23 protein-coding genes and 1 other annotated feature are annotated in these 26,598 nt (G+C 37.5%); of the genes, 2 read left to right on the top strand and 21 right to left on the bottom strand.

Going from position 1 to position 26,598, the window contains the following annotated elements; translation table 11 throughout:
- Positions 1-6 precede the first annotated feature (6 nt).
- The 8 genes from P0092_RS16480 to P0092_RS16515 form a co-directional block, all read right to left on the bottom strand.
- Complete coding sequence (locus P0092_RS16480; protein ID WP_004616305.1) at positions 7-1,935, bottom strand: NAD(+) synthase; 1,929 nt, start codon at positions 1,933-1,935, stop codon at positions 7-9.
- A gap of 125 nt (positions 1,936-2,060) precedes the next feature.
- Entirely contained in the window at positions 2,061-3,431 is a 1,371-nt protein-coding gene (locus P0092_RS16485) for an aminotransferase class V-fold PLP-dependent enzyme (protein ID WP_004616303.1), read from the bottom strand.
- Between the two features lie 88 nt (positions 3,432-3,519).
- Entirely contained in the window at positions 3,520-6,171 is a 2,652-nt protein-coding gene (locus P0092_RS16490; RefSeq protein ID WP_004616301.1) for a valine--tRNA ligase, read from the bottom strand.
- 33 nt (positions 6,172-6,204) lie between these two features.
- On the bottom strand, positions 6,205-6,444 hold the full coding sequence (locus P0092_RS16495) for a hypothetical protein (RefSeq protein ID WP_004616299.1): 240 nt from the start codon (positions 6,442-6,444) through the stop codon (positions 6,205-6,207).
- Between the two features lie 42 nt (positions 6,445-6,486).
- Positions 6,487-6,730, bottom strand: a binding site (T-box leader).
- A gap of 60 nt (positions 6,731-6,790) precedes the next feature.
- On the bottom strand, positions 6,791-7,039 hold the full coding sequence (locus P0092_RS16500; protein WP_004616297.1) for a hypothetical protein: 249 nt from the start codon (positions 7,037-7,039) through the stop codon (positions 6,791-6,793).
- A 67-nt stretch (positions 7,040-7,106) separates the two neighbouring features.
- Positions 7,107-8,156 (bottom strand): AI-2E family transporter, encoded by a 1,050-nt coding sequence (locus P0092_RS16505; RefSeq protein WP_004616295.1) that lies wholly within the window; start codon positions 8,154-8,156, stop codon positions 7,107-7,109.
- 91 nt (positions 8,157-8,247) lie between these two features.
- Entirely contained in the window at positions 8,248-8,427 is a 180-nt protein-coding gene (locus tag P0092_RS16510; protein WP_004616294.1) for a YtxH domain-containing protein, read from the bottom strand.
- Between the two features lie 17 nt (positions 8,428-8,444).
- Entirely contained in the window at positions 8,445-8,990 is a 546-nt protein-coding gene (locus tag P0092_RS16515; RefSeq protein ID WP_004616292.1) for a PRC-barrel domain-containing protein, read from the bottom strand.
- A 205-nt stretch (positions 8,991-9,195) separates the two neighbouring features.
- Between P0092_RS16515 and P0092_RS16520 the strand changes: the two genes are divergently transcribed.
- On the top strand, positions 9,196-10,500 hold the full coding sequence (locus P0092_RS16520; protein WP_004616290.1) for a DUF1015 domain-containing protein: 1,305 nt from the start codon (positions 9,196-9,198) through the stop codon (positions 10,498-10,500).
- 75 nt (positions 10,501-10,575) lie between these two features.
- Here the strand turns inward: P0092_RS16520 and P0092_RS16525 are convergent, their stop codons facing one another.
- Positions 10,576-12,441 (bottom strand): ABC transporter ATP-binding protein, encoded by a 1,866-nt coding sequence (locus P0092_RS16525; RefSeq protein WP_004616288.1) that lies wholly within the window; start codon positions 12,439-12,441, stop codon positions 10,576-10,578.
- Entirely contained in the window at positions 12,438-14,702 is a 2,265-nt protein-coding gene (locus tag P0092_RS16530) for an ABC transporter ATP-binding protein (RefSeq protein WP_004616286.1), read from the bottom strand. The genes P0092_RS16525 and P0092_RS16530 overlap by 4 nt, the downstream gene beginning before the upstream one ends.
- A gap of 297 nt (positions 14,703-14,999) precedes the next feature.
- On the opposite strand from P0092_RS16530, the gene P0092_RS16535 reads away from it, so the two are divergent.
- Positions 15,000-15,446 carry a MarR family winged helix-turn-helix transcriptional regulator gene (locus P0092_RS16535; protein WP_004616285.1) on the top strand — a complete coding sequence of 149 codons (447 nt, stop codon included), beginning with the start codon at positions 15,000-15,002 and terminating at the stop codon, positions 15,444-15,446.
- Positions 15,447-15,863: 417 nt separating this feature from the next.
- Here P0092_RS16535 and P0092_RS16540 read toward each other — a convergent pair whose 3' ends face one another.
- The 11 genes from P0092_RS16540 to P0092_RS16590 all read right to left on the bottom strand — a co-directional run bounded on the left by P0092_RS16540 (position 15,864) and on the right by P0092_RS16590 (position 26,499).
- Positions 15,864-16,742 carry a tetratricopeptide repeat protein gene (locus P0092_RS16540; protein WP_004616283.1) on the bottom strand — a complete coding sequence of 293 codons (879 nt, stop codon included), beginning with the start codon at positions 16,740-16,742 and terminating at the stop codon, positions 15,864-15,866.
- 89 nt (positions 16,743-16,831) lie between these two features.
- Positions 16,832-17,026, bottom strand: a complete 195-nt coding sequence (locus tag P0092_RS16545) for a CooT family nickel-binding protein (protein ID WP_004616281.1) — start codon at positions 17,024-17,026, stop codon at positions 16,832-16,834.
- Complete coding sequence (locus P0092_RS16550; protein ID WP_004616279.1) at positions 17,013-17,444, bottom strand: DUF3842 family protein; 432 nt, start codon at positions 17,442-17,444, stop codon at positions 17,013-17,015. The genes P0092_RS16545 and P0092_RS16550 overlap by 14 nt, the downstream gene beginning before the upstream one ends.
- 315 nt (positions 17,445-17,759) lie before the next feature.
- Complete coding sequence (locus P0092_RS16555) at positions 17,760-19,316, bottom strand: putative ABC exporter domain-containing protein (protein WP_004616276.1); 1,557 nt, start codon at positions 19,314-19,316, stop codon at positions 17,760-17,762.
- Positions 19,304-20,014, bottom strand: a complete 711-nt coding sequence (locus tag P0092_RS16560) for an ABC transporter ATP-binding protein (RefSeq protein ID WP_004616273.1) — start codon at positions 20,012-20,014, stop codon at positions 19,304-19,306. The genes P0092_RS16555 and P0092_RS16560 overlap by 13 nt, the downstream gene beginning before the upstream one ends.
- Positions 20,015-20,041: 27 nt before the next feature.
- Positions 20,042-21,091, bottom strand: a complete 1,050-nt coding sequence (locus tag P0092_RS16565; RefSeq protein WP_004616271.1) for a type I phosphomannose isomerase catalytic subunit — start codon at positions 21,089-21,091, stop codon at positions 20,042-20,044.
- 107 nt (positions 21,092-21,198) lie between these two features.
- Positions 21,199-22,479, bottom strand: coding sequence for an ABC transporter permease (locus tag P0092_RS16570; protein ID WP_004616270.1), 1,281 nt, complete (start codon positions 22,477-22,479; stop codon positions 21,199-21,201).
- Positions 22,476-23,372: an ABC transporter ATP-binding protein gene (locus tag P0092_RS16575; protein WP_004616268.1), complete on the bottom strand. Its 897-nt coding sequence runs from the start codon at positions 23,370-23,372 to the stop codon at positions 22,476-22,478. Before P0092_RS16575 ends, P0092_RS16570 begins: the two co-directional genes overlap by 4 nt.
- Positions 23,373-23,397: 25 nt before the next feature.
- Positions 23,398-23,919, bottom strand: a complete 522-nt coding sequence (locus P0092_RS16580; RefSeq protein WP_004616266.1) for a DUF2812 domain-containing protein — start codon at positions 23,917-23,919, stop codon at positions 23,398-23,400.
- Positions 23,903-24,244, bottom strand: a complete 342-nt coding sequence (locus P0092_RS16585) for a PadR family transcriptional regulator (protein WP_004616264.1) — start codon at positions 24,242-24,244, stop codon at positions 23,903-23,905. The genes P0092_RS16580 and P0092_RS16585 overlap by 17 nt, the downstream gene beginning before the upstream one ends.
- A 308-nt stretch (positions 24,245-24,552) precedes the next feature.
- Entirely contained in the window at positions 24,553-26,499 is a 1,947-nt protein-coding gene (locus tag P0092_RS16590; protein ID WP_004616263.1) for a bifunctional metallophosphatase/5'-nucleotidase, read from the bottom strand.
- Positions 26,500-26,598 lie beyond the last annotated feature (99 nt).

A 26,598-nucleotide genomic window follows, 5' to 3' on the forward strand; every position in this document is an offset into this window, starting at 1 on the left:
TAAAACTCATACATTTTTTAACTTATTCAACCATATTTCCACATCAGCATCACTTGGCATTCGCCAATCACCTCTGGGAGAGAGACTAATTGACCCCACCTTTGGTCCGTCCGGCAGACATGAGCGCTTGAACTGCTGACTAAAGAACCTCCTTAAAAAGGTTTCAAGCCATTTTTTTATAGTAGCATTTTCATATTTGCCCGAGAAAGCCTGCTCCGCAAGTTTATAAATCTTATCAGGTTCAGCTCCGTATCTTACCAAATGGTAGAGGTAAAAATCATGAAGCTCATATGGACCTACAATATCCTCAGTCTTTTGCTGTATACAGCCTTCCTTGTCCGTTGGAAGAAGTTCGGGACTTATTGGAGTGTCCAGAACACTTAACAGTACATTTCTGATGTCATTGTTGAACAAGTAGTCTGCACACCATTGCACCAGATATTTTACCAAAGTCTTTGGGACTCCGGAGTTAACCGCATACATTGACATATGGTCCCCATTATAAGTTGCCCAACCTAATGCAAGCTCGGATAAATCACCTGTTCCGATAACCAGTCCACCAATTTTGTTTGCCATATCCATTAATATCTGGGTTCTTTCTCTGGCTTGAACATTTTCATAGGTGACGTCATATTTTAAAGGATCATGCCCTATATCCTCAAAATGTTTTAAACACGCTTCCTTTATATCTATACGGTGGGTTGTGACATTCATCAGCCTCATTAGTTCAAGTGAGTTACCCAGAGTATTGGATGAAGTTCCGAATCCGGGCATTGTAACTGCATGAATATTCTTCCTGTCCAGCCCAAGCCTATCATAGGTTTTAACAATAACCAACAGTGCCAGAGTAGAATCAAGGCCTCCTGAAATTCCTATGACACATTTGTTCAGACCGGTGTGCTTGAGTCTTTTACCAAGTCCAGAGGTCTGGATATTAAATATCTCTTCACACCTCTTGTTTCTTGCATTTGGGTCTGACGGCACAAAAGGATGAGGATCTATCCACCTCTGGAGTTTACCTGTTTTATGCTCTGCTACACAAAATAATACTTTTCTGAAAACCATATCATTAGTGTTGTGCTTGAAAGCAGAGTTTTTAAATCTCTCATTAACAAGCCGCTGTATGTCTATATCCGAAATAATCATTTTTTCATCAAAAGAAAACCTCTCTGTCCGGGCAAGCACCGAGCCGTATTCACTAATAAGTGAATGTCCCCCGAAAACCAAATCAGTAGTTGATTCATTAGGCCCTGATGATGCATATACATAAGCAGCAGCACATTTTGCCGACTGCATTTTAATAAGTTCTTCCCTATATTCATGCTTTCCAACAATATCATTGCTTGCGGACAAATTAAACAACAGCGTTGCACCATTGAGAGCCTGATTACTGCTAGGTGGTATCGGAACCCACAGGTCTTCGCATATTTCTATTCCAAAACAAAGGCCTTCCATGTTTGCAGCTTCAAATAACAGGTCAATACCAAATGGTACAGTCTTTCCGAGTATATTTACCGTTTCCGCAGGTTTGTCCAGCCCTGAGGAAAACCATCTCGCTTCATAAAACTCGCTGTAATTAGGTATATAACACTTTGGCACAACCCCCAGAATACTTCCGTTTTTAATAACTACAGCACAGTTGTACAGTCTGCTGTCCAAAGTCAACGGCATACCTACTATTATAACACATTCCATATGAGCCGTTTCAGAAATTATTACCTCTAGAGAACTTAATGCCCTTTTTTGCAGTGTAGTTTGTAAGAACAAATCTCCGCAAGTATAGGATGTAACAGCCAGTTCAGGGAATACAACAAACTGTGCCCCCTCGTTTTCAGCTGTTCTGACTGCCTTAATTATTTCCCCGGCATTAAAATCACAATTTGCTACTTTCAATTCCGGCACGATAGCTGCAACTCTAACAAATCCATAATTCATTTTTTATCACCTAAATGTATTTTTATTATTTTTTCCATTTTTACCACAACCGATACTTCTTTCCCACAACGGGGTAATACTATGGTTTTATTTAGTGTATCATATTTATGTTTTTTTTTGTATATTCAAACTTCGTTTTTGATATAGTATCTGCCTCTGGCGTTGCCATACTTATCAACATAATATTTTTTATTTAGAACTATCTGATTAAGACAGGCAATAAATCTGTCTATTTCGTAAAACCCGTTATATATACCAAAACTAGCCCTCACAATTCCGGGGAATATACTATTGGGGTCTTTCATCATATCTTCCATATCCTGCGCCGAATACCCCAGTAACCGCTCGCAATAAGGATGGGCACAGAAAAAACCGTTTCTTACAGCTATTCCTGCTTCATACGATAAAATAGCAGACATAAGGGAATGATGTACACCCTCAACATTAAAAGGTATAACACCAATGGTTTCCTGAATTTCAGGGTGACTATAAAAGGTAATTCCCGGAATACTTTTCATCTTTTCATATGCATATTGCAGCAGTGCTGCTTCATGATTGAATATATTGTCCATCCCCAATGAAGTCAATGCTTTGATAGCTGATAGCATTGCTGCTATTCCCAAGAGGTTTGGTGTACCTGCCTCATCCTTATGAGGAGGCTCCTCCCACCATATTTTATTATGTGTAACCAGAGAAATTGCGCTCCCTCCCTGACAATAAGGCAAGCCTTTCTCAAAGGCGGATTTAGGGCCTATCAAAGCACCGCTGCCATAAGGAGCATACATTTTATGAGCTGAAAATGACATATAGTCTATGTAAGAAGCAGTTCTATAAGGTTTCATTTCCACCGGCAAATGTGGTACCAGTTGGGCACCATCTACGTGTATTTCCGCCCCATGCCTGTGTGCCAGCTCAGCTATCGTATTAATATCATTTAAGTATCCGGTAACATTAGACGCACCGGTGACTGTAACAAGCCTAACCTTATCCTTATACTTTTTCAGCTTATCCTCCAGATTATTCATGGACAGTCTTCCATAGTCATCTGTCTCGATATAGTCAACGGTAAATTTATCCCGCCATGGCAAGTCGTTTGCAGCATGTTCCATCCATGTGGACAGCACTACATCCCTTCCGTTTTTCTGCTGACTGAGTATGCACGCCAGTATATTTATTGCTTCTGTAGTATTTTTTGTATACACTACAGTGTCATTGTCACGGTCTGCCTTCACAAAATCCTTTATAGTATTGCGTCCCTCTTCATATAAATTCGTTGATACAACAGACTTATACCCCTTGCCCCTGTGTACGGAGGAATACCAGGGTATAAAGCTGTCAACCTCATTAATTACAGACAGAAACGGAGGCGTGGTAGCTGCATTGTCAAAATTAATTCCCGTCGTGTATGAACCATTGTCCAAAGGTATTCTTGTATCCACTCCTGCTACAAGGTTACGGTATGAGTGCATATTGTTGTATCTAATGTTTTGTGGCATAAAAATACTCCTATCACTTGTTTAGGCTATTAACAGTATATTGGTTTATTATAAAACTGTTACCTAAGTGAATAGGAGTATTAATTTTTTACTTTTTCAAGCTTTCAAGTCTTTCAACTACCTTGTCATACATATCCTGATATTTTGCCTGTTTTGCCTTTTCTTCTTCAATTACCTTCTGTGGTGCTTTTGCAACAAAGCCTTCATTGCTCAGCTTTCCTATTACTCTTTTTAGTTCTCCTTCAAGGTTTTTCTTTTCCTTTTCCAGTCTCTCAATTTCTTTCTCAATGTCTATAAGCTCATCAAGAGGAATGAATATTTCTGCACCGTGAACAACTGTTCCTACAGCATCAGAAGGAATTCCTTCCTTAGTCAGTTGTACTGTTACGTCAGAGGCACTTGCAAGTCTCTGGAAGAAAGAAGTTCCTTCTGTCAGAGTAGCTTTTTCTGCTTCGCCTGCTGCAACAAATATAATCTTTGCTTTTCTTGAAGGCGGAACATTCATTTCGGCACGGGTATTTCTTACGCTTCTGATGGCATCCATGATAATTGTCATTTTTGCTTCATCGTCAGCAAAGTTCAGTTCTTGGCTATACTCCGGCCATTGGGAAATCATTATGCTGTTGCCGTCATTTATCAGATGAGTATAGATTTCCTCTGTTACGAAAGGCATATACGGGTGCAGCAGCTTCATAGCGTTTCCAAGAACAAAGTTAAGAACATACTGTGCTTCCAGTCTTCCTTCGCTTTCTCTGTCATACAGTTTTGGCTTAACCATCTCGATATACCAATCGCAGAACTCTTCCCATATAAAGTCATATACTTTCTGCAAACCGAGACCAAGCTCAAACTTCTCTATATTTTCAGTAACCTCTTTAGTTACGGTATTTATTCTGCTCATTATCCATTTATCCGCAATAGAAAACTTCTTTTTGTCTACCTTGCTGAAATCAAGGTCTTCGTCAAAATTCATCAGAACGAATCTTGAAGCATTCCATACCTTGTTTGCAAAGTTTCTTGCTGCTTCAACCTTTTCAGGTGAGTATCTCAAGTCATTTCCCGGTGAGTTTCCGATTGTAAGGGCAAATCTCAGTGCATCTGTACCGTACTGAGCAATCACTTCCAGCGGGTCTATTCCATTGCCAAGGGATTTACTCATCTTTCTGCCCTGTGAATCCCTCACAATACCATGTATGAATACATACTTGAAAGGCTCCTGCTTCATATGTTCCATACCTGAGAATATCATTCTTGCAACCCAGAAGAATATAATATCATAGCCTGTTACCAGTACATCGGTAGGATAAAAATATTCCAAATCCTCTGTTTTATCAGGCCAGCCCAAGGTTGAGAAAGGCCAAAGTGCAGAGCTGAACCATGTATCCAGTGTATCCTGGTCCTGCTCAATTCTCTTGCTTCCACATTTAGAACAGGTGTCGGGAGCAGTTCCCTGAACCATCATATGCCCGCATTCCTGACAATAGTATGCAGGTATTCTGTGTCCCCACCAAAGCTGTCTTGAAATACACCAATCCTGAATATTTTCCATCCAGTTAAAGTATATTTTAGAAAATCTCTCGGGTACAAATTTAGTTGTTCCGTCCCTTACAACATCTATTGCCGGTTCAGCCAACGGCTTCATGCGAACATACCATTGTTTTGAAATAAGAGGCTCAACAACCGTCCTGCATCTCTGACAAGTACCAACATTATGTGTATGGGGTTCAATCTTTACCAGAAGTCCCAGTTTCTCAAGGTCCTCTACCATTTTCTTTCTGGCTTGGTATCTGTCCATACCCTTGTATTGACCGGCGTTATCATTCATTATGGCATTGTCGTCCATTATCCTTATCTGAGGAAGATTGTGACGAAGCCCAACTTCATAGTCATTTGGGTCATGTGCAGGTGTTATTTTAACGCAACCTGTTCCAAATTCCTTGTCAACGTAGGAGTCTGCTATTACAGGAATCTCCTTGTTTACCAAAGGCAGCATCAAGGTTTTTCCTATCAGGTGTGTATATCTCTCATCTTCCGGATTTACCGCAACAGCAGTATCGCCTAAAAGTGTTTCGGGACGGGTAGTGGCAATTATCACAAATTCATCAGAATCCTTTACAGGATACTTGATATGCCAGAAGTTACCTGCCTGTTCCTCATACTCAACCTCTATATCAGATATGGAAGTATTACACTTAGGACACCAGTTTGTAATTCTTTCACCCTTGTATATAAGGCCTTTGTCATAAAGCTTCAGGAAAACTTCCTGAACCGCCTTGGAAAGTCCCTCGTCCATTGTAAAACGTTCACGTTCCCAGTCACAGGAGCTGCCAAGTTTTTTGAGCTGCTCAACTATCCTGCCACCGTAAATCTTTCTCCATTCCCATGCCTTTTCAAGAAATTTCTCACGGCCCAGCATATCCTTTGATATACCATCTTTTGCCAGCGCATCAACAATTTTTGCTTCTGTCGCAATACTTGCATGGTCAGTTCCCGGAAGCCACAAAGCACTGTAACCCTGCATTCTCTTTGTCCTTATGAGAATGTCCTGTAGGGTATTATCCAGAGCATGGCCCATATGAAGCTGACCCGTTATGTTTGGTGGGGGAATCACAATTGTAAAGGGTTTTTTGTTCTTGTCAGGTACTGCGTGGAAGTAACCTTCATCCATCCATTTTTTATATAGCCTATCCTCAACCTGTCCCGGATCGTATTGCTTAGCTATGTTTTGCTGTTCATCCATAAAAACAACCTCCTGTTTATTCTTAAATAAAAGCTATCTGAAAATAATTAATAAAGCAATTCCCGGTGTTGCCACAAGAAATCCTAACATTTTTATATTAAAAACAGCCTTGGTAAACTTGTATTCCTCTACTTCCTCAACAGTCATTTCTGTTTCATGCTCACAAGTCTGTTTTTTTGCCAAATCAAACTTCCTCACTATTGTTTTTGCCATATAAACAGTTATAAATCCAATAGCCATTAAGACCAGAGACAATATTTCAATTGGCTTCATGTCTTTTCTCCTTTCTGATTATAATAAAAAAACTCCATCCAATATTTGGACGAAGTCTATTTCGCGGTACCACCAAAATTCACGAATAAATGTTACAGGTCAAATTCCTATAAATCTATTGATGATCTCTGACGAGTTAACGTTCGCAACTCCGCTGCAGCCTACTGTTATTTCGGTGCAGAGCTCCCAAGCTACCTTCTACAGTCCCGATCCGAAGCTTTTCACCAACCGCTTCTCTCTTTGGGTATCAACAAAACTGTATACTCCTCTTGTTCACAGCCTTTATTCCATATCATTTCTTAACAAAAGCTTATTAAATTTATGATATATAATATGAGCATTACTGTCAAGTGTGATTTTCCTTGTCCTGTTCATCTGTTGTCACATCCGTTGTTTCATCAGTTGAAGAACGGTTATTTCTTTTGTTGTCACTGAAAAGCAGGGCAAAAGCCACTATCATAAGAACCATACCTACATTATTTACTGTTTTCGGGTTCAAATTAAAGGAAAAAATCCTGTCGAGTATACCATATAAAATCAATACTCCGGCTATTACTACAATTACAGTTAATTTGGTCTTTCTATTAAGCTTCATATCTTCTCCGTTTCAACACTCTTTTTATTTATATAATAAATAAACTTTTGTTTTAAAGCAATATATTCTATACTATCAAATCTATTGCCTTTTTAAAAATAACTTTCAGCATTGCTGCAACAGGCACTCCTATTAACATTCCTATAATACCGAAGAATTCTCCTCCCACCAGTACTGCAATTATTGTTGTCACAGGATGCAACCCCAGTTTTCCTTCAATAATTTTAGGAGAAATGAATGCATTATCAATTTGCTGTACTACTATAAAAACAAGTGCCGCTAAAGCAGCTTTATAGGGCGATTGAAGTAAAGCCACCGCAACTGCCGGTATAGCCCCCAGAAAAGGGCCGAAATACGGAATCATATTTGCCACGCCCCCCAGCAGTCCAAGGACAAAAGGATATTTTATTCCCGCAAGATACAACCCGATAGTTTCCATACTGCCAACAATAAGTGCTGTGGTAAGCTGTCCCTGTATAAAGTGAGTCGCTATAGCATTCAGTTCTCTGCCTGTATTTATGAAATCATTTCTCATTTTCTTTGGAACAAGCATGAGAGTGGAATTTTTTAAAGTTTCAGCATCCTTTAAAAAGTAGTATGCAATTATCATAGACAGTACTATGTTCAGAATGATTACTATTGAAGAAGCAAGTACGGATAGCGTTTTCTTCATTATCCTTCCCGCATAAATCTGCAAAAACCCTGAGCCATAGTTAATTTCATTGAAAATCAGATTTTTTACTTCCGGGGGCCATTTGCTTGCCTTAATACGAGATATGCAGTTGTTAAAATATTCCTGATAACTGTTCGTTATATTTGGTAAGGTCTTAAAAAGCTCCTTTGCATTACTTAAGACCTCCGGCATAATGTAAATACCAAAGAAAATCAGAGTCAGAGCAATAAATACATAAATCATTATTATAGAAACACTTCTTTTTACGCCTTTACGCTCAAACCTTATAACCATAGGATATATAATGTACGCAATCAAGGCTGCTATAAAAAACGGAAACAGAATCTTTATTATTTTATCAATATAGAAATAGACAAATACTGCTGTACCACTCACTAATAGTATTAATATTATGTAAAATATGATTTTTCTTGTGTTAGTCATAAGTACACCCCATTTATGGTATTTGGGTCTGCTGCAATCAGATTTATACAGCAGACCCCTTGCCTAAGCTACCTGTTTTTTAACATCTTGTTCATCTGAACAGCTGAATCATTTCACCAAACACATTGTTTGAACGATGTAAAATTTTTCTTCCTGACTTCATCATTTTTCTTCTCATTCTGGGATCAATTACCTCAGGATTTGTTAAAACACTGACAGATGCACCAATTAATCCTCCGATTACCAAGCCTTTTGTAAAATTTCTCAACATAACTCACTCCTCCTGTTTTACATTAAAGTATTTTGCCCAAGCCGGCCTTTTAAGCCTCCGCCTGTACTTACCATCTCTTCAACTGCACCGTTTTCAATTAAAATATTACTATTGCTTATTTCAACCTTACCGATAAAAGGTAGAATACTTCTTCCTCTGAGGATGTCCTGAACAAGACCGTCGGAAACCTGCACTCCTTCAACTTTTCCTGTTCTGTAGTCAAAAAGGATATCTTGAACAACTCCTATATCCTCTCCCTGCCGGGTATATATTTTCAATCCACGAAGCTCAATTTTTTCTCTTTTTTCAAAGGATTTCTTAAACTTTCTGTAATTGAGCAGACAGTCCGGATTACTTACTATCAATGCATCATTACCCAGACTCAGAACGTCATGCAGCATTACCACGTTACCTTTTACAGGATTACCTCCCTTTTCCATTACAAAAGCGACTACACCTTTGTTTTCTTTGGAAAACACAACATCCTTCAGATTTCCTATTTTCAATCCATTGCTTGCACTTATTACAGGCAGTCCTAAAACATGGCTGTACATACTCAACATTCTGCTCACCTGCACTTTAATTGGTCTGTTATTTATTAATTTTTACACACATTATTATTTGTTATATTTTTTAAATCATTCAAAGAAATTAAATAATAATAAAGGCAAAATTTATTATGGAAATTGGTGTGTTAAATTGACTAAAAAGTGCAATTAATGTAGAATTTACATGAATACTTTAATTCGCTAAATTGTGAGGTATATAATGAATAATTACAAAAAAATACTATCCGAGTTAGGTTTAATAATTCCTAAAATTATGCTTCCTGATTCAAAATGCCAGCTTGAAAAATGGGCGGTTGTTGCATGTGACCAATACACATCCCAACGTGGTTACTGGGAAAATGTGGCGGATATCACAAAGGGTAATCCCTCCACCTACAATATAATCTTTCCTGAGGTATATTTGGAGGATGGTGACAGTACTACCAGAATAAATACAATTAACAATAACATGGATAACTATATACAATCCGGTACATTAAAAGAGCTGGAGGACTGTTTTATCCTTGTAGACAGAAAAACTACCCATGCTCCGTCCAGAAAAGGGCTTATGGTTGCACTAGACCTTGAATGTTATAACTATACAAAGGGTTCATGCACCTTTATAAGAGCCACTGAGGGTACAGTCATAGACAGACTTCCTCCACGTATAAAAATTCGTCAGAATGCTCCTATAGAGCTCCCTCATATTATGGTTCTTATAGACGACCCCGACAGAAAGGTTATTGAACCTCTGGCTCAAAAAGCTGATAAACTGGAAAAATTGTATGACTTTGAGCTTATGATGGACGGAGGACATATAAAAGGCTATCGAGTGTCTGACGAAGAAGATATTTCCTCAGTTGCAGAAGCACTGTCACAACTTGCGAACTTGGAAAGCTTCCGCAAAAAATATGATTTGAGTAACCAAAAAGATGTACTTCTTTTTGCAGTAGGTGACGGTAATCATTCTCTCGCCTCAGCAAAAGGCCACTGGGAAAATGTTAAAGCAGGTCTTTCACACGAAGAACAGCAAAACCATCCTGCAAGATATGCTTTAGTGGAGCTTGTAAACGTACACGATGAAGGTCTGGTATTTGAGCCTATTCACAGGGTACTGTTTAATGTAGATGCAAAAAATCTTTTAACTGAATTTTCTGCTTATTACAAAAACAATTCAGACAGCGGGGCCTCAAAACCTCATGCATTTAAATACATAACCTCAGAGGGTTCAGGAGAAATGCTCATTGATAATCCCGTCAGCAATCTGGAAGTAGGTACACTTCAGGCTTTTCTGGATTATTACATGAAAGAACACCCGCAAGTAAAAATTGACTATATCCACGGTGAGGATGTTGTAACAAAACTAGGCTCACAACCGGGAAACATGGGTATTTATTTGCCTTCAATGAATAAGACAGACCTTTTCAAAACTGTTATTTTAGATGGCGCACTGCCAAGGAAAACCTTCTCCATGGGAGAAGCAGAAGAAAAACGTTTCTATCTGGAATGCAGAAAAATTAAATAATTGTATCTCTACACCTAAAAAACCTTCCTTTTTGCTTTTGGGCTAAAAGGAAGGTTTTTGTTTAGTTTATCTGTTTTAAGATGCTTCCGAAGTTTCAAACTGACTGTTGTACAGTGAAGCATAGAAACCGCCTGCTGCAAGGAGTTCCTCATGATTTCCCTGCTCTACTATGTCTCCGTCTTTCATAACCAGAATTAAATCTGCATCTCTGATTGTAGACAGTCTGTGAGCAATAATAAAGCTTGTTCTGTCTTTCATGAGGTTTTCCATGGCCTTTTGTATCAGTACTTCGGTACGTGTATCAACTGAACTTGTTGCTTCATCCAGTATCAGAATCTTAGGGTCTGACAAAATAGCTCTGGCTATTGTAAGGAGCTGTTTCTGACCTTGTGATACATTACTGGCCTCTTCATTCAAAACCATGTTGTAACCTTCTGGAAGAGTCTTAATGAAATGGTGGGCATGGGCAGCCTTTGCAGCTTCCTTAACCTCTTCATCAGTTGCATCCAGTCTTCCGTAACGTATATTTTCCATTATACTTCCATTAAACAACCATGTGTCCTGAAGCACCATTCCAAACAAATCACGTAAATCATTTCGCTTGAAATCATTGATATTAGTACCATCAATGAATATGTCACCGCTGTTTATATCATAAAAACGCATTAGCAGCTTAACCATTGTAGTCTTACCGGCTCCGGTAGGTCCAACTATGGCAACTCTCTGACCCGGTTTTATCTTGGCTGAGAAGTCATTAATAATGATTTTCTCAGGATTGTACCCAAAGTGAACATTCTTAAATTCAACTCCGCCCTTAACCATACCTGTATCAGCAGGCTCTTCAACATCTTTTGGTTCTTCCTCTTCTTCAAGGAAAGCAAAAACTCTTTCTGCTGCTGCCGCTGTAGACTGAAGTACATTAGCAATCTGTGCCGCCTGTCCTATAGGCTGTTGGAAGGTACGAACATATTGTATAAATGAAACTATATCTCCAACCTCAATTTTATTCTTGATTGTCAGCCATCCGCCAAGCATAGTTACTAAAACATATCCGATATTACCTATGAAGCCCATTATGGGGAACATCATTCCGGAAAGAAACTGTGATTTCCATGCTGACTTAAACAGTGTATTGTTAAGACTGTCAAACTGTTCAACGGCTTTTTCTTCACCGTTAAAGGCTTTCATTATGTTGTGTCCGCTGAATATTTCTTCAACATGGCCGTTAACATGCCCCAGATATTCCTGCTGGGATTTAAAGTACTTCTGTGACTTCTTAACTATCAGTGATATTAATATTATTGACAGAGGTATTATAAGCACCGCAGCCAATGTCATAAGCCAGCTTATTGACAGCATCATTATCAATACACCGATAAGCACCGTAAATGAAGAAAACATCTGTGATAAGCTCTGGTTCAAAGTCTGACTGACGGTATCAATATCATTTGTAACCCTTGATAAAACCTCTCCATGTGTAACCTTATCAAAGAACTTCAACGGCATACGATTTATTTTCTGAGAAAGATCCTTTCTCATATTGTATGAAACCTTCTGTGCTACTCCTGTCATTACATAACCCTGTACAAATGAGAATATGGCACTTATGAAATACAAACCTACAAGAAATAATAAAGTCTTTCCTATATACCCAAAGTCAATGCCATTACCCGCACCACTGACTTTATCCATCAAACCGAGATAAATCTTTGTAACCGCTTTTCCCAATATTTTAGGTCCTGCAATCGAAAATGCGGCACTGGCTACAGCAAATATAAGTACTACTATCATAGACACTCTGTAGGGCTTCATATAGCCAAGCAACTTTTTCATTGTACCTTTAAAGTCCTTGGCCTTTTCCGCCTTCATACCCATTGGGCCGCCACCGCCCATAGGGCCTCGTCTTCCGCCTCTTTCACGCTTTACTGAATTTCCACTCATGCCAATTCCTCCTTTGATAACTGAGATAAGGCAATCTGTTTATAAACATCGCAGGTCTCCATTAGCTCCCTATGAGTTCCCATACCCACAACCTGACCTTCATCCAGCACAAGTATCTGGTCAGCAGACATTACTGTGCTTATTCTTTGTGCTACAACAAGCACTGTTGCACCCTCTGTCTTTTCTTTGAGCGCTCTTCTTAATGCCGCATCTGTTTTAAAGTCCAATGCCGAAAAACTATCGTCAAATATAAATATTTCAGGTTTTTTAACCAAAGCACGGGCTATGGAAAGCCTTTGCTTTTGTCCGCCGGATACGTTGGTACCACCTTGTGATATTTCTGTCTTAAAGCCATCTTCCTTTTCACCGATAAAGTCCATAGCCTGTGCTATATCAGCAGCAGTTCTTATATCTTCTTCACCTGCTGACTCATTACCGTATTTAAGATTGCTTTCAATTGTACCTGAGAATAAAATTCCTTTTTGCGGTACGTATCCTATTTTGTTCCTTAAATCATGTTGAGAAATATCTCTTATATCAATCCCGTTAATAAGAATCTTTCCTCCGGTAACATCATAAAACCTTGGTATCAGATTAATAAGAGTTGATTTTCCGCTTCCTGTACTTCCTATAAATGCAGTAGTCTCACCGGGCTTTGCTGTAAAGTTTACATTTGATATAACATCATCCTCTGCACCCGGGTATTTGAATGAAACATTTTTAAATTCTACAGTACCCTTCATTCCACTCACAAAATCTTTGGATACATCAGGGTCTTTTATAGAACCTTTTGTATCAATAACTTCACCTATACGTATTATTGAAACTGATGCACGTGGCAGAATTATGGAAACCATTGAAATCATAAGGAAGGCCATAATAATCTGCATAGCATATTGTATAAATGCCATCATATTACCAACCTGCATATTCCCTAAGTCAACTTGGTGTGCACCAACCCATACAACTAATATCATAACTCCATTCATTAAAAGCATCATTGCAGGAAACATAGCTGACATAATTCTTCCTACAAAAAGATTTGTTCTTGTGAAATTAGTGTTTGCCTGCTCAAACTTTTCTTCTTCTGTCTTCTGGGTACCGAATGCTCTTATTACAAGCATACCTGTCAGTGATTCACGTGTTACGAGGTTGAGTCTGTCAACCAGCTTCTGCATACTTCTGAATTTCGGCATTGCTACGGCGAACAAAACACCCACCAGAACCATTATGGCCAATACGGCAACACCGATAACCCATGTCATTGAAGTATCTGTCTGTAATACCTTTAATACACCGCCTATACCTAATATAGGTGCATAGAATACCAATCTCAAAAACATTACAAGGAAAATCTGCACCTGCTGTATATCGTTGGTACTTCTGGTAATAAGTGAAGATGTAGAGAATTTATCAAATTCGGCATTTGAGAAGCCTACAACATTCTCAAATACGTTCTTTCTCATGCTTCTGCCAACACCTGCTGAAACTCTTGCTGCCATCAGACCAACTGTAACAGTAGCACACATACTGATAAGTGATATCAGAAGCATCTTTAAGCCGGCTATCAGTATATAATTGGACTGAAGATTTCCCGTATTCCTTCCAAGCTCCTTGTACTCAGCCTGAACATATTTAACTGCTCCCTGTGTGATTATACTGTCCGGCATGTCACTAAATTTGTCATTTACATTCTTCATTATGCCCTGTAACTGCTCTTTAGGCAGCTTGGTCAGAACAGTAAAGGGGTCAGTTCCGGGAGGAACACTGGCAAATAATTTCTCCAGTTCCTTGTCACCGGTATTATTGCTTTTGTTTTCCGATGAATTCTCGGACATTTTAACACCTTCAATAGCTCCTACAAATAACATCGGCTTTCCGACTGCAGCATTTACCTTGTCAATAACCTCAATGTCGCTTGTATTCAACTTGTATACATCGTTATTTTTGATTTCAGGATACCTTTTTGAATACTTATCCAAATCGTCCTGAGATGCTTTACCTTTTTCAATTAAAGTATAATTGTCCAAAACAGTTTTTTTATCTTTATCATTCATAAAAAAAGTTATTTTGTCCATCTCAGTTTTTCTTATTACGTCAGGTACGGCATTCTTTATACCTCCCTGTTGAATACCTACATTAACAATATCAGACATATAGTCCGGCAGCGATAAATCACAATATGCCTGAACAAGTAAAAATAATACTATTCCGATAATTGATATTATATGAGGTTTCAAATGTCTCATTAGTTTCCCCATGTATTACTCCTTTCTGCAGTAGGGTAAAGTCTTGCCGAAGAACAAATTTATATTCAAGACCATATCCAATTTACTTTACTAATTTGGTGTGTTATTAGTTCATTTTTTAATTATATTTATATAACTATTATATGTCAATAACAATTTGATTGTATTATTACACTGAATCGTTTATAATAAAAATATAATTAATAAATCAATGATACTACTGTGTAACAAATAAATATACTCTGATATTTATTTTATGTCTGTTTTGGGAATATATGGTAGTTCATTTATTTAAAAGGAGTCAATGGAATGTTACCCGAAGAAGAAATTAATAGTATATCTGATGATTTGTTTTTGCTTGTACTTCATTTAAGCGGCAGAATATTTAATCCGTCAACTATGTTCAAAGGACTGCCAATTCCGCCGTCCCATACCAAAGTACTGTTCAGGCTGTCGAAGCTTGGCCCCTGTCCTGTATCACAGTTGGCCAATGACTTGATAATTTCAAGGCCTAATATGACACCGATTATTGACAAGCTTATTGCCGAAGGTTATGCTGACAGATATGATGATCCTAATGACAGAAGGGTAATAATGGTTAAATTAACTGAAAAGGCATGTAAATTATTACACACCATCGAACAGAAAGCCAAAGATTTATTTGTTGAAAAGTTGGCTATTCTGGATGATAATGATTTATCGAATCTGAAAAAACTTGTACCTGAACTAAATAGTATTGTTTTAAAAATTAAATAGAGCTTTAACAACAAAAATCCCGGTGGAATATGTCCTCCGGGATTTTTGCCAAATAATAAATCAGATGTTAAAGAAACTTATTACATTTACAGCATTTAATTAGGTTCGTATATAATCTTCGAATATCCAGCGTATGTAGTTACTAATATATCAATAATTATTTCAACGTATGTATCTGCTATTAGTTTAATCAATTTATGTATCAACTATTGTTATCAACATCTTAATACTAATTTACCATATATATTTTAATTTGTAAACATTTTTGTTGTAAAATATTGAACTTTGTTGTAAATTATTGATTTTCATTGTAATATCTTGATATTTACTGTAAATATTTGCATATTAAAAATACATAAAAAAAGCCTAACAATCGTTAGGTTTTTTTATGTGCCTCTTTTTATGTGCCTCATAGTTCTATACATATGCGAATCTTTTTTTATACAATTCCATTTCTCTTAAAGGATCTATTTCATTATCGGTCTTCATGTATTCTTCCAGCTCACTGCTTAAATCTGTTGCGGTGATTAAGTCGTTCAAGGCCATGCTCAGATTGCCCGTATGAACGTAAAAACATGCCCTGTTGTAGTACAGAAAAGACGCATCAGAGTTATATACTATCCCGTTTGAAATAACCTCTATGGCTTTGCTTACGTCATGTTCCTCCATAAATATCAGAGAAAGATTCAGATAGCTATAAGGATATCTGGGGTTCTTTTCTATAGAGGTATTATAGTATTCCACAGCCTTCTGAGTGTAACCAAGCCTGTTCATAATTACCCCTGCATTAAAAAGTGCTTTAAAATGATTAGGTTCCAGTCTTAAACCTTTTCTTATAGCAATCAGAGCTTTATCATATTTCCCCATTTCTTCGTAAACGGCAGCAAGATTGTTATATGCCCAGAAATGGTACGGCTCAAGCTCCGCCGCCTTTTCATAGTACTCAGCTGCTTCTTCTTTTCTACCACCCTCATCGCATGAATTGGCAAGAAAAAAATATGCTTTCGTGTAGTCAGGATTTATCTCAATAGCCTTTTGGTACATTTCAATGGCTTTGTCAAATTCCTTTCTGTCATCATATATTATTGCCAGACCGTAATGTGCTCTGGCTTCGCAAGGATTAATTTCCAAAACCTTCCTGTATGTTTCAACCGCATCCTGCTGTTTTCCCAAGGAGTCAAGAGTCACCGCAATATTCAGCAATAAATCTATAAAGTCAACTTCCAAACGCCTTCTAAAATAAATATTAAGAGCTTTGTTATAAAAATAAAGGGAGAGTTTTGGAGCCTTATCCATAACCAAACCTCCGCAAAAACAAAAAGTTTTATAACAAATTAAATACAATATTATCACTATCCCATATATTAAAATTGTTTTTTATAATATTAATCAATACTTTCTAAAATAATTCTATGTTCAACCAGTTCCATTTCTTTTATTCTTGCTCGTACTGTTTTTCTTTCGTTGTAAATATTTTCTAATATTATTTCATCTTTATCAGGAATCACCTTGTCCACAGAGTCGAGAACAAGAGTCTCCTTGCCGTTCTTATCTAAAAGATATACATTAGCCTCGCACATTTTTATCACTCCTTATTACGTTACCAACCATAGCTATTGCATCGTCCAAATGATGTGGAAGAGGCTCATCACAAGTCCCGGTTACCAGAATGTTGCATCTGTTTAAAGGAATTAATATCTTTACTGCCTGGCTCTGTGCAATAGACGCTGCCATTACAGGTGTGAGCTCGCCCAGCATGGAATTTGCACATACAATTCCTATTGTCCCGATTATTATATCCACTTTCGATGCATTAAATGAAATTGCATTTTCACCGGAGGCTCCCTCATTTGCACCAGCCTTGAGCATTAGTGATGCGGCTAGTGCATTTGTTCCCAGGGCAAGCAGTTCAATTTCATTGCCAAATGAAGCCCGGAGCTTTTCAATCATGAGTTTGCCTATCCCTCCGCCCTGACCATCTATAACTGCAATCCGCATATAACCTCCCAACAAATCCTTTGATTACCATCCTCACATGCTACTGTCTGAGTGAACATTCTATTACCATTATAAGTAATAAATATATTCTGTAAAGTATTGAATGTATTATTTCTTAATTTTTTTTAAGAATTTCCGTATATCAATTATCATGTCCAAGTCATGACTTGTTATAATTTCTATCCCTATTACATAATAATAGACCCATAAGGGTATGTATCTACTAGCCCTTGATGGGTCTAATTAAATTTTCAACAAATAACAAGCCATAGCTATTTTACAATAAAGAATTTTCCATGTCAAACAAAATACATGTTAATCCATAAGTTCACTCTGCTCAAAAATACCCTTGCTAAGGTATGCCAACAGTATGGAAATTAAAACGTTTACAGCCAGCATACATAAAGATGTTTCTATAATATTGGGCATACCGTTTGAAATAATCGCTATTACAACTAATATTACTATGGCAGGTATACATGCCACAATTACAAACAGCATTCTGAGCATTGTAACTACTACCGCATTGGAGTTTGATCCAATTAACCTGTATGTAAAGATTTCTGCAAAAACAAAAAGTATGGCAAAACTAAAAAATACAAGTATATAGTTAATTCCGGCGGCAGGACTTAGTTTGTATGCCACAGCAGCAATAGCTAAAGCTATTCCGCCGCTTATCATTGTTTTAATTAATCCCGGCAACACGGAATAGATTAGTTTTTTGAAGGAGCTTTCCGGAATCAGAAAAACATAGGGTTTTTTAAAGTCTCTGTGCCATGAATCATTAAGAGACATTGACAAAGCTCCAAAACCCACCATTGCAATAACAAAGTTAAATTTAAACCCAAAAATCAAACCAAAGGCTACGTAAAACAATTGGAGCAATATTTCCCTGTTACTGGACATTATACCAAGTTTTCCACTTTCCAGCATCTGTTTGGAATATATCGCCCCAGCTCCTGTTTTAAATTTAACAGAGACAGGCTTGTTTTTCAGCTTTGAAAATGCATGTGAATCTGCCTTACCCGATGTCTTTATATCATCCATTATTTTTTGGAGACTAACCGAGTCCTCCAAAGTTTTTTCATAGAAATCAACTTTTACATTGTACAGCATGATACAAAGCACAGCATTTACAGCCAGCAGCAAACATACAGACGGAATAAATCCGGTCAATATCTTTCCTGTCAGAAGTGAACTTACAGCCCATTTTGTCCAGCCAAAAAGCGGTACCCAGTTATACCAGGAGCTTTCAAAGTACCTTTTTACCGTAATCTTTAATTCAAAATCATTATTTAACAGCACAGCTGCAAAAGCAACTGCAAGTGCCCCTAAAAATGCCCAGAAAATCTTTTTTGCTTTCTTTTTAAAACCTGTATTCTCCGCATCAATTATATAAATATAATAATACGAAAGAAATATGATTCCAAGAAATAAACTTATAACAACAAGAGTTATCAGATACTTACCAAAACTCAAGGCCGGGCCCATTAGCATTGGAAGATAAAAACACATAAAAAAGCCTATCATCAGCGAAGCAGGTGCCACTGAAATCAAAAGATACATCAGTACCTGCCTTTTTTCAAAGGGCCCTGTAAAAAGGAAGTTTGCGTCGGCCATTGTTAATATTCCCGTATCTCTTGAAAGGAATGAATTGTAAAGCAATACTCCCAAGAATAGTACAATTGCCGCAACAATTGTTTCTGAAGAGGCACTCTCCAGCGGAGACTTTTTCATCCTGAAAGAAGCAATAAATATAAATATGAATCCTGCCACACCCAATACTGTCAGAATGGCAGAGGGTATACTTTTAAATGAACGTTTTATCTTATTTAAATAGGTTTTTTTAATTAAATACATTATTGCCTGCATTCTTCTTCCTCCCCGGTGAGTTCAAAGAATATTGTTTTTAAATCCCTTCCGTCAAGCTCCTCTTTCGTAATTTGTGAAACTATTTTACCTTTATTCATAATATATGCTCTGTCCCAAACATCATTTATAGTATCAATTATATGAGTGCTGACCAGAATACTCTTTCCCTGCTCTTTAAGCTCACAGAATATTTTTAAAACCTCATTTATTGCTTTGGGGTCAAGACCGACCAAAGGCTCGTCAAAAAGTACCGCTTTGGGCTCTATAAGCATAGCCAGTGCAATACTAAGCTTCTGCGTCATACCTTTTGAAAGCTCCCTAACGTATTTGTCCTTTTTATCATATATCTCAAGTCTTTCAAATATTACTTTTATCTTGTCCTCCCAATCCTTATCCATTTTGTAAGCTTTGGCAATAAATTCTGCATGTTCCATGGGAGTGAGCAAATCGTACAAAGCAGGAGTTTCGGGAATGTACCCGAAGACCTTCTTTGCATCTACTGTTTTGTTTGGGAAACCCAAAATTGTTATTTCACCTTCGAATTTCAGAAGCCCGGCAATACTCTTAATTGTTGTGGATTTTCCTGCGCCGTTAGGTCCCAGAAGTATAGTTATTTCACCCGGTTTTGCAGTCAATGAAATTCCATCTACCGCTTTGAACTTACTATAGCTTTTTGTAAGATTGTTTATTGCAATCATTTTTTTCCTCCATGTTTTATTATTAAACTAAGTGTTTAGTACCTTTAATATTTCGCTGTTTGTACAGCCTGCATTTTTCATTGGGTTAACAATGTCCCTTATTATGTCAGGTATATAAGTTTTTAGAGCCTTTAATTTCCCGGAAATCGTGTATTCCCCCAAAGCTGCAGGCAGAAATACTGTTTCTCCGGCATTTACTCTAACACTTTCTTTCTCTGTTTCAACGACTCCATCTCCTTCTACAAATATGTAAATATAGAATTTGCTGCCATCGCTTTTTTCCGTAACCTCTCCAGTTAATTCATATCTTTCACATGCAAAATATCTGTTTGCCAAAAATATTGTTTTGAAGCAGGTATTATTGATTTCAAGCTTTACACCATCGCATTTAACCTTTCGGCTTTCGGCTTTAAAGTTAATAACATCAAGTGCTTTATCCAAATGCAGCTGACGTCCGACTCCTTTTGTGTCAACTCTGTTGTAGTCAAACAGCCTGTAAGTGATGTCTGAAGTCTGCTGGATTTCCGCTATTACTATACCCTTACCTATAGAATGAACTGTTCCCGCAGGTATATTTATGACATCTCCGGGCATAACCCCAACTTGTAACAGACAGTCTTCAATGCGGTTTTCTTTAACAGCTTTTAAAAATTCCTCTTTGGTTGTATTTTTTTTAAGTCCGACTACCAGACTAGCATTTGGTTTTGCATCTATTATATACCACATTTCATTTTTTCCAAAGGCATTTTCAAAAACTGCAGCATATATATCATCGGGATGTACCTGAACGGAGAGTTTATCATTGGCATCTATGAGTTTTATCAACAGAGGTATTTCTCTGCACCCTGAAGGAAAATTTGCTCCTGCAACACCGATTGGATCTGCTTTTATAAGCTCGGAGAGTGTTCTCCCTGCATATTCGCCATTGGCTATGACGCTAAGTCCATTTTTATGACAGGATACCTCCCAGCTTTCAGCAATTAACCCTTCCGGCAGCTCCCTTCCCAGCTTCTGAAAGTACCGGCCTCCCCAGATATATTTTTTGTAGACAGGTTTGAATTTTAAAGGATAATACATAAATGTCCTCCAAAGACAAAAATGCCAAATGATTTTTCATTTGGCATTTTAAATTTACATATTATTCAATTTATTCGAAGTCCTGTTATAGGGTGATTAAAATCTTACTATTTAACGACAGCATCCTTATTTTCTTTTGAAAACTTCAGCAGTTTTCCTATTTTTAACCTGTCACCATAATGGAGTACCGCAAAGGAGTATAGTTTCACCGAAATCATCGCCACAAACGCTATGCTTATAAGTAATATTCCCAGGGACAGTCCGATTTGCCACAAAGGTACATCTGCCGTAACCAGCCTTGATGGTATTGAAAATGGTGAAGTAAATGGTATTAATGAAGCTACTTTTGCAGCAGTACTGTTTGGAACCGCAAATGTTCCATATGAGAAGTAGAACGCTATCAATGCTATAAAGGACATAGGCATTATAGCTGAATTTACATCTTCCGCTTTGCTTACGGTTGCACCGACAACAGCATACATAAGTGCATACAGTGTATAACCAAGTATGAAATAGATTATCACCATTGCAAGTGAAAAGGGTGTAAAGCCTGAGAAATCCAATTTCATACCGCCTATAGTAAAATCTGACGGGAATACAGTCTTATACGTGAAAGCGCCAACCCCTATTATCAATGCAAGCTGTATAAGTCCCAGCACTCCCATACCTGCCGTTTTTCCGAATATTATTCTTGAAGGCTTCACGGAAGTTATCAGAAGCTCCATAACTCTGGAGGTCTTTTCTGATGCAACTGACATTGCTACTCCATAGCCATAGAAGTATATTGCAAAGAACAATATTATTACTATAAATATACTGGAGATATATCCTCCTATTTTACTGCTGCCCAATTCATTTACTTTGACATTTAAATCTGATAAAGTTTTTGCAATAACATCTTGTGAAACATTTTCACCTTTTAGCATGGTTGTCACGTAAATATTCTTGAGTACCTTGCTTATCACTTCAGGGCTAGGGCCGCTGCCATACTGCTTTGTAAAGTACTCTACATTCGGAAGGTTTTCTTTGAGACTGACAACTATCATATAGCTCTCACCCTTATCCTTTATCTGAGTTTTCAGACCTTCCTCTTTATCGTCAGCTACTTTTTCAAGCTTATAGTCTGACATTTGCTTCTGTAAATCATTTATTCCCTGTTCAAATATTCCTGTTTTATCAACAAAATACACTGTTTTGATATTCTTGGAGTCTGTCTGTGTTTGCTCTTTCGGATTGTCCTTGCCCGAGGATTTACTATTGGAAATTGCAGCCGGTATTATCATAGCTGCTATAACTATTATAATAATCAATACCGTTGATACAATAAATGATTTTTTCCGTGCATTCTCTCTGAATGTATACTTAAAAACTTCTAAAAATTCTTTCATTTTGCTTCACCAGCCTTTTCTATAAATATTTCGTGGAGAGATGGCTCTCTTATTTCAAATTTATCAAGCACAAGCCTTTTGCTAAGTATTTTTTCCAGCAATCTGTACGCCTGCTCTTCATTTGATATTTTAAACTCATAGCCTGCTGCGGTGGTGTTAACCTTTGTAATGCCCTCTTGTGCAGCAAGTTCAATAATATCTCCATCAGAATTTATTAACAGATTGTTTCTTCCGTAGCTGTGCTTAATTTTTTTAAGATTTCCGTTAAGTACGGTGTTACCGTTTTTAAGAATTACTATGTCCCTGCAAAATTCCTCTACTGTGGACATTTGATGACTTGACATTATTATATATTTTTCTTTGCTTATAAGTTCATGTATTACACTCTTGAACAACTCTGTATTTACAGGGTCCAGTCCGCTGAAAGGTTCATCCATGAATATCAGGTCTGGGTCATGCAGTATAGATGCAATAAACTGTATCTTTTGCTGATTTCCTTTTGACAGCTTCTCTGCTGCCATATTTGCATATTGGCTTGCTTCCATTCTTTCCAACCAGTAGCTTATGTCCTTTTTTGCCTTAGCAGCACTGATTCTTCTCAAGCTTGCAAAATACATTAACTGCTCTGTAACTTTTACTTTAGGGTAAAGTCCTCTTTCTTCAGGAAGATATCCAAAATTTATAATCTGTCTTTCTACGGGTTTGTTATCCCACATAATGCTTCCCGAATCTTTTTTTACAATATTCAATATCATTCTTATTGTTGTGGTTTTACCTGCTCCATTTGTACCTAACAGCCCAAACACACCCGGCTCGCTTACTTCAAATGAAATATCGTTAACAGCAAGCTTTTCTCCAAACTTTTTTGATACATTTTGTACTTGTAAACTCAAATTATCCACCTCTTTATTTTATTTTTTATTGATTCTTTCTGAATTTAGTTATTGTCATCACCAAACTTGTAATTACAAATGAAAAGAATGCCAACATTACGGAACCACCTATACAAAGAGCAGGCAACATGACTTTGCTGCTGTCCTTATACGTGCTCCATATAAGATTTCCGAATGTCACACACTCCATTACTAAAATAGCCAGTACTATTGCAAGCAATGCCTTATTTTTGGCAATAAGACTTTCAAAGTCAGTGTACAGGTCAGGTCTCTCCTCGTCATATTGTTTCCTCAATATATACCAGCCCATTCCAATCTGATACAGCTCCCATCCGTCGTCCTTAACCAGCGTAACATAATCAGGGGTAAGCTTAGATTGATAGTCAATACAATATCTGGCTTTCATAGGCTGACACCTTTCAAAGTAAAAGTATAAACCTTTCACTCTTGTTTCAACCAGTCTCAGACCTTTTGATTCCATTTCTTCAAGCCAGTCTTCTATCTTTTCATAATCCCAGGCCCACCACCATTTAAATATCTTTATCATGATTGCATCCCCCCAGAACCTCATGCCCGTTCACATACATCTCGTCTATACGACGCATTTCCTGCTCAAGCAGCCATTTACCCTTCTCAGTTATCCTGTATAGCTTACGTCTGTCCTCTTCTCCTGAAGGCTCAATAAGACTATCCTTTTCAAACTTTGTAAGGGTTCCGTAAATAGTCCCTGCTCCAAGATTTATCCTGCCCCCGGTTAAGTCCTTTACATGAAGTATAATTCCATATCCGTGTCTGGGCTCATTAAGTGAAAGCAGAATATAAAAACCCGTTTCACTCATGGGTAAATATGCTTTTATTAGTTTTTCATTCATACCTTCATTCCCTTTCAGATATATCACGCTGTGATATATCATGTTTGTAATATATCACAGCGTGATATAACGTGTCAAGACATATCAGGGATAAATTTCATAAATATTTTACGCATACTAAAAGAGCTATTGCAAAACAAAAAGTTTTCTTGTTTTAACACAGGTACTCCCGTATAAAATTGTATCAATGCATCGTCGATAAACAACTTCAAATATCTTTAACCCAGCTTTCATTGATATAATTTATACTCCGAGTACAGGTTAAAAAAGATAAAAACTAATTTTGCAATAGCCCTTTATAACATCTGCTATACGGCTGTCTTATTACTTTTCCTTTTTCGTACAAACCTGACTATACCTAGAACAGCAGCAGATATAACAGCAACTGCTGCAAATACAAGCAAATATAACTTTACTGCTATACTGTTGGGATTACCCAAAATTGCCCCCAGACTGTTTGTGTTATCAATAATTTTTCGTCCGTGTAAGGTATTATAATAATATGGTATTTGGGGTACACCCTCAACTTTTGGAAAGGATTGTAGATATCTGGCAGTTGCCAGCCATTCCTTTAGCTCGGTGGTATGTCCCCCTGAATTAGTGTAAATAATACGAGAATTAAAATTCTTAATGGGCTTACCGTCCCTTGTTTTAGGTATTATGGGCAGAAGTCCGAAAGACCTGTCACCCACAGTAGAGAGCATTTGTGCATTATATAAACCGCTTACTACCCTATATAGTTTTTTATCATTGATTTTTTCTTTTGTTCCGTCATGCTTTTGCAGGTAAGCTTCTGTAACCCTATTGAGCATCATTCTGTTAGGATTAAAGGTGTAGCTGATGCCTGACATATACAGTTGAGCATAACTCAGCATAGGAGATATGGAGGCATCCAGTTCACATAAATTTTTCAGTTCTTTTCCAGTAAGATACACTGATATAAGGGGATAGCCGGATATGTCATCAGGACCAATTCCAAGGCAGCTTGAAATAAAAGCATCCTGTACGGTTATTTCACCCTCTACAAAAGAGCCTCTAATTGTTCCCACAGGTGCAATAGCAACAGCTACAGGTTCGTAGGCTCCCCCCTCCGCCTGCTTGACGGAATAAATATATCCGTCGGAAATAAGGTTCCCCAAGGTATCCTCTTGCAGTTTTTTTCCTATTTGGTCAGTAGCAATGAAACTAAAAGGAGACTTGCACAAAACTTCATCAAATTGCAAGTCAAAATAATTAAGATATTTTTGCTGAACCATATCCTTGAATTTGCTTATGGTTTGGGAAATTTCTATGTTCTCATTAATTGATTGGTCAATATTCTTCAAATGGTAATCCTTTAGCGACCATCCTTTGCCGGAAGTCTGAACAAGTTCAATAACTCCCAGATTATTTCCATATTCGCCACAGGAACCGATTACAGTATTTCCATGTATAATAGGCTTTTGTAAAAGGGTATGTGTGTGTCCGCTTATTATAACATTAATTTCAGGAACCTTCTTTGCAAGTATTTCATCCTCTGATTTTGAAGACTTTTCCCATGTACCTGAGTGAGAAAGGCATACTATAAGGTCTACGCCCTCCTGTTTGAGCTTTTTTACCACTTTTTTTGAACTCTCAACAATATTATCAAAGGTAATCTCCGAGGCTGTTCTGCAACTGTCAGCGTCCCTTCCCATAAGGCCGAATATACCAATCCTGATTCCTCCTTTGTTGAGAATAGTATATTCTTTCACTCCATATGCTTTCATTGCCTGCTGCAGCTCATAGGAGGATTTATTCATTTTTTTCACATCCGGAAATTCAATATTCGAGGTGACTATCTGAGGAAGTTTGTCACCACTGTTTTTTGCAGCATACAAATGACCGGACAGACCGGTATCTTTAAATTCAAATTCATGATTGCCAAATGTGGTTACATCATAACCCATTTGCCCCATAATTCTAAGCTCCGGTGCATCTGTTGAAAACAATGATTGAAATAAATCTCCCATTGAATAGTCTCCGGCATCTACCAGAACTGTATTTTTGCTGTCCGCTTTTTCCTTGTCAATTGCCGTTTTCAGTCTTGAATATCCCCCTGTCCAGACAGTGTTGCCGTTATATTCTCCCTTGTTTGGAAGCAGGTGATCATGTATGTCATGAGTAAATAGAATTTTTATTTCCCTTGCCTCCTGATATGCAAATGTTTTTGAAAATACTGAAATAATAATTATTATGATTGTTATTGCAAATAAAGCCAGAATTTTATACCTCATTATTTTATCTCCCCTGTTCAATAAGCTATACTGCTACTTATTCATGCACTTAGCAGTTTATGCATTTTATATGTGTTTTTGATATACTCTAGATATTAT

Origin of the sequence: Ruminiclostridium papyrosolvens DSM 2782, from assembly GCF_029318685.1 — a bacterium.
In the GTDB taxonomy this organism is placed as follows: domain Bacteria; phylum Bacillota; class Clostridia; order Acetivibrionales; family DSM-1351; genus Ruminiclostridium; species Ruminiclostridium papyrosolvens.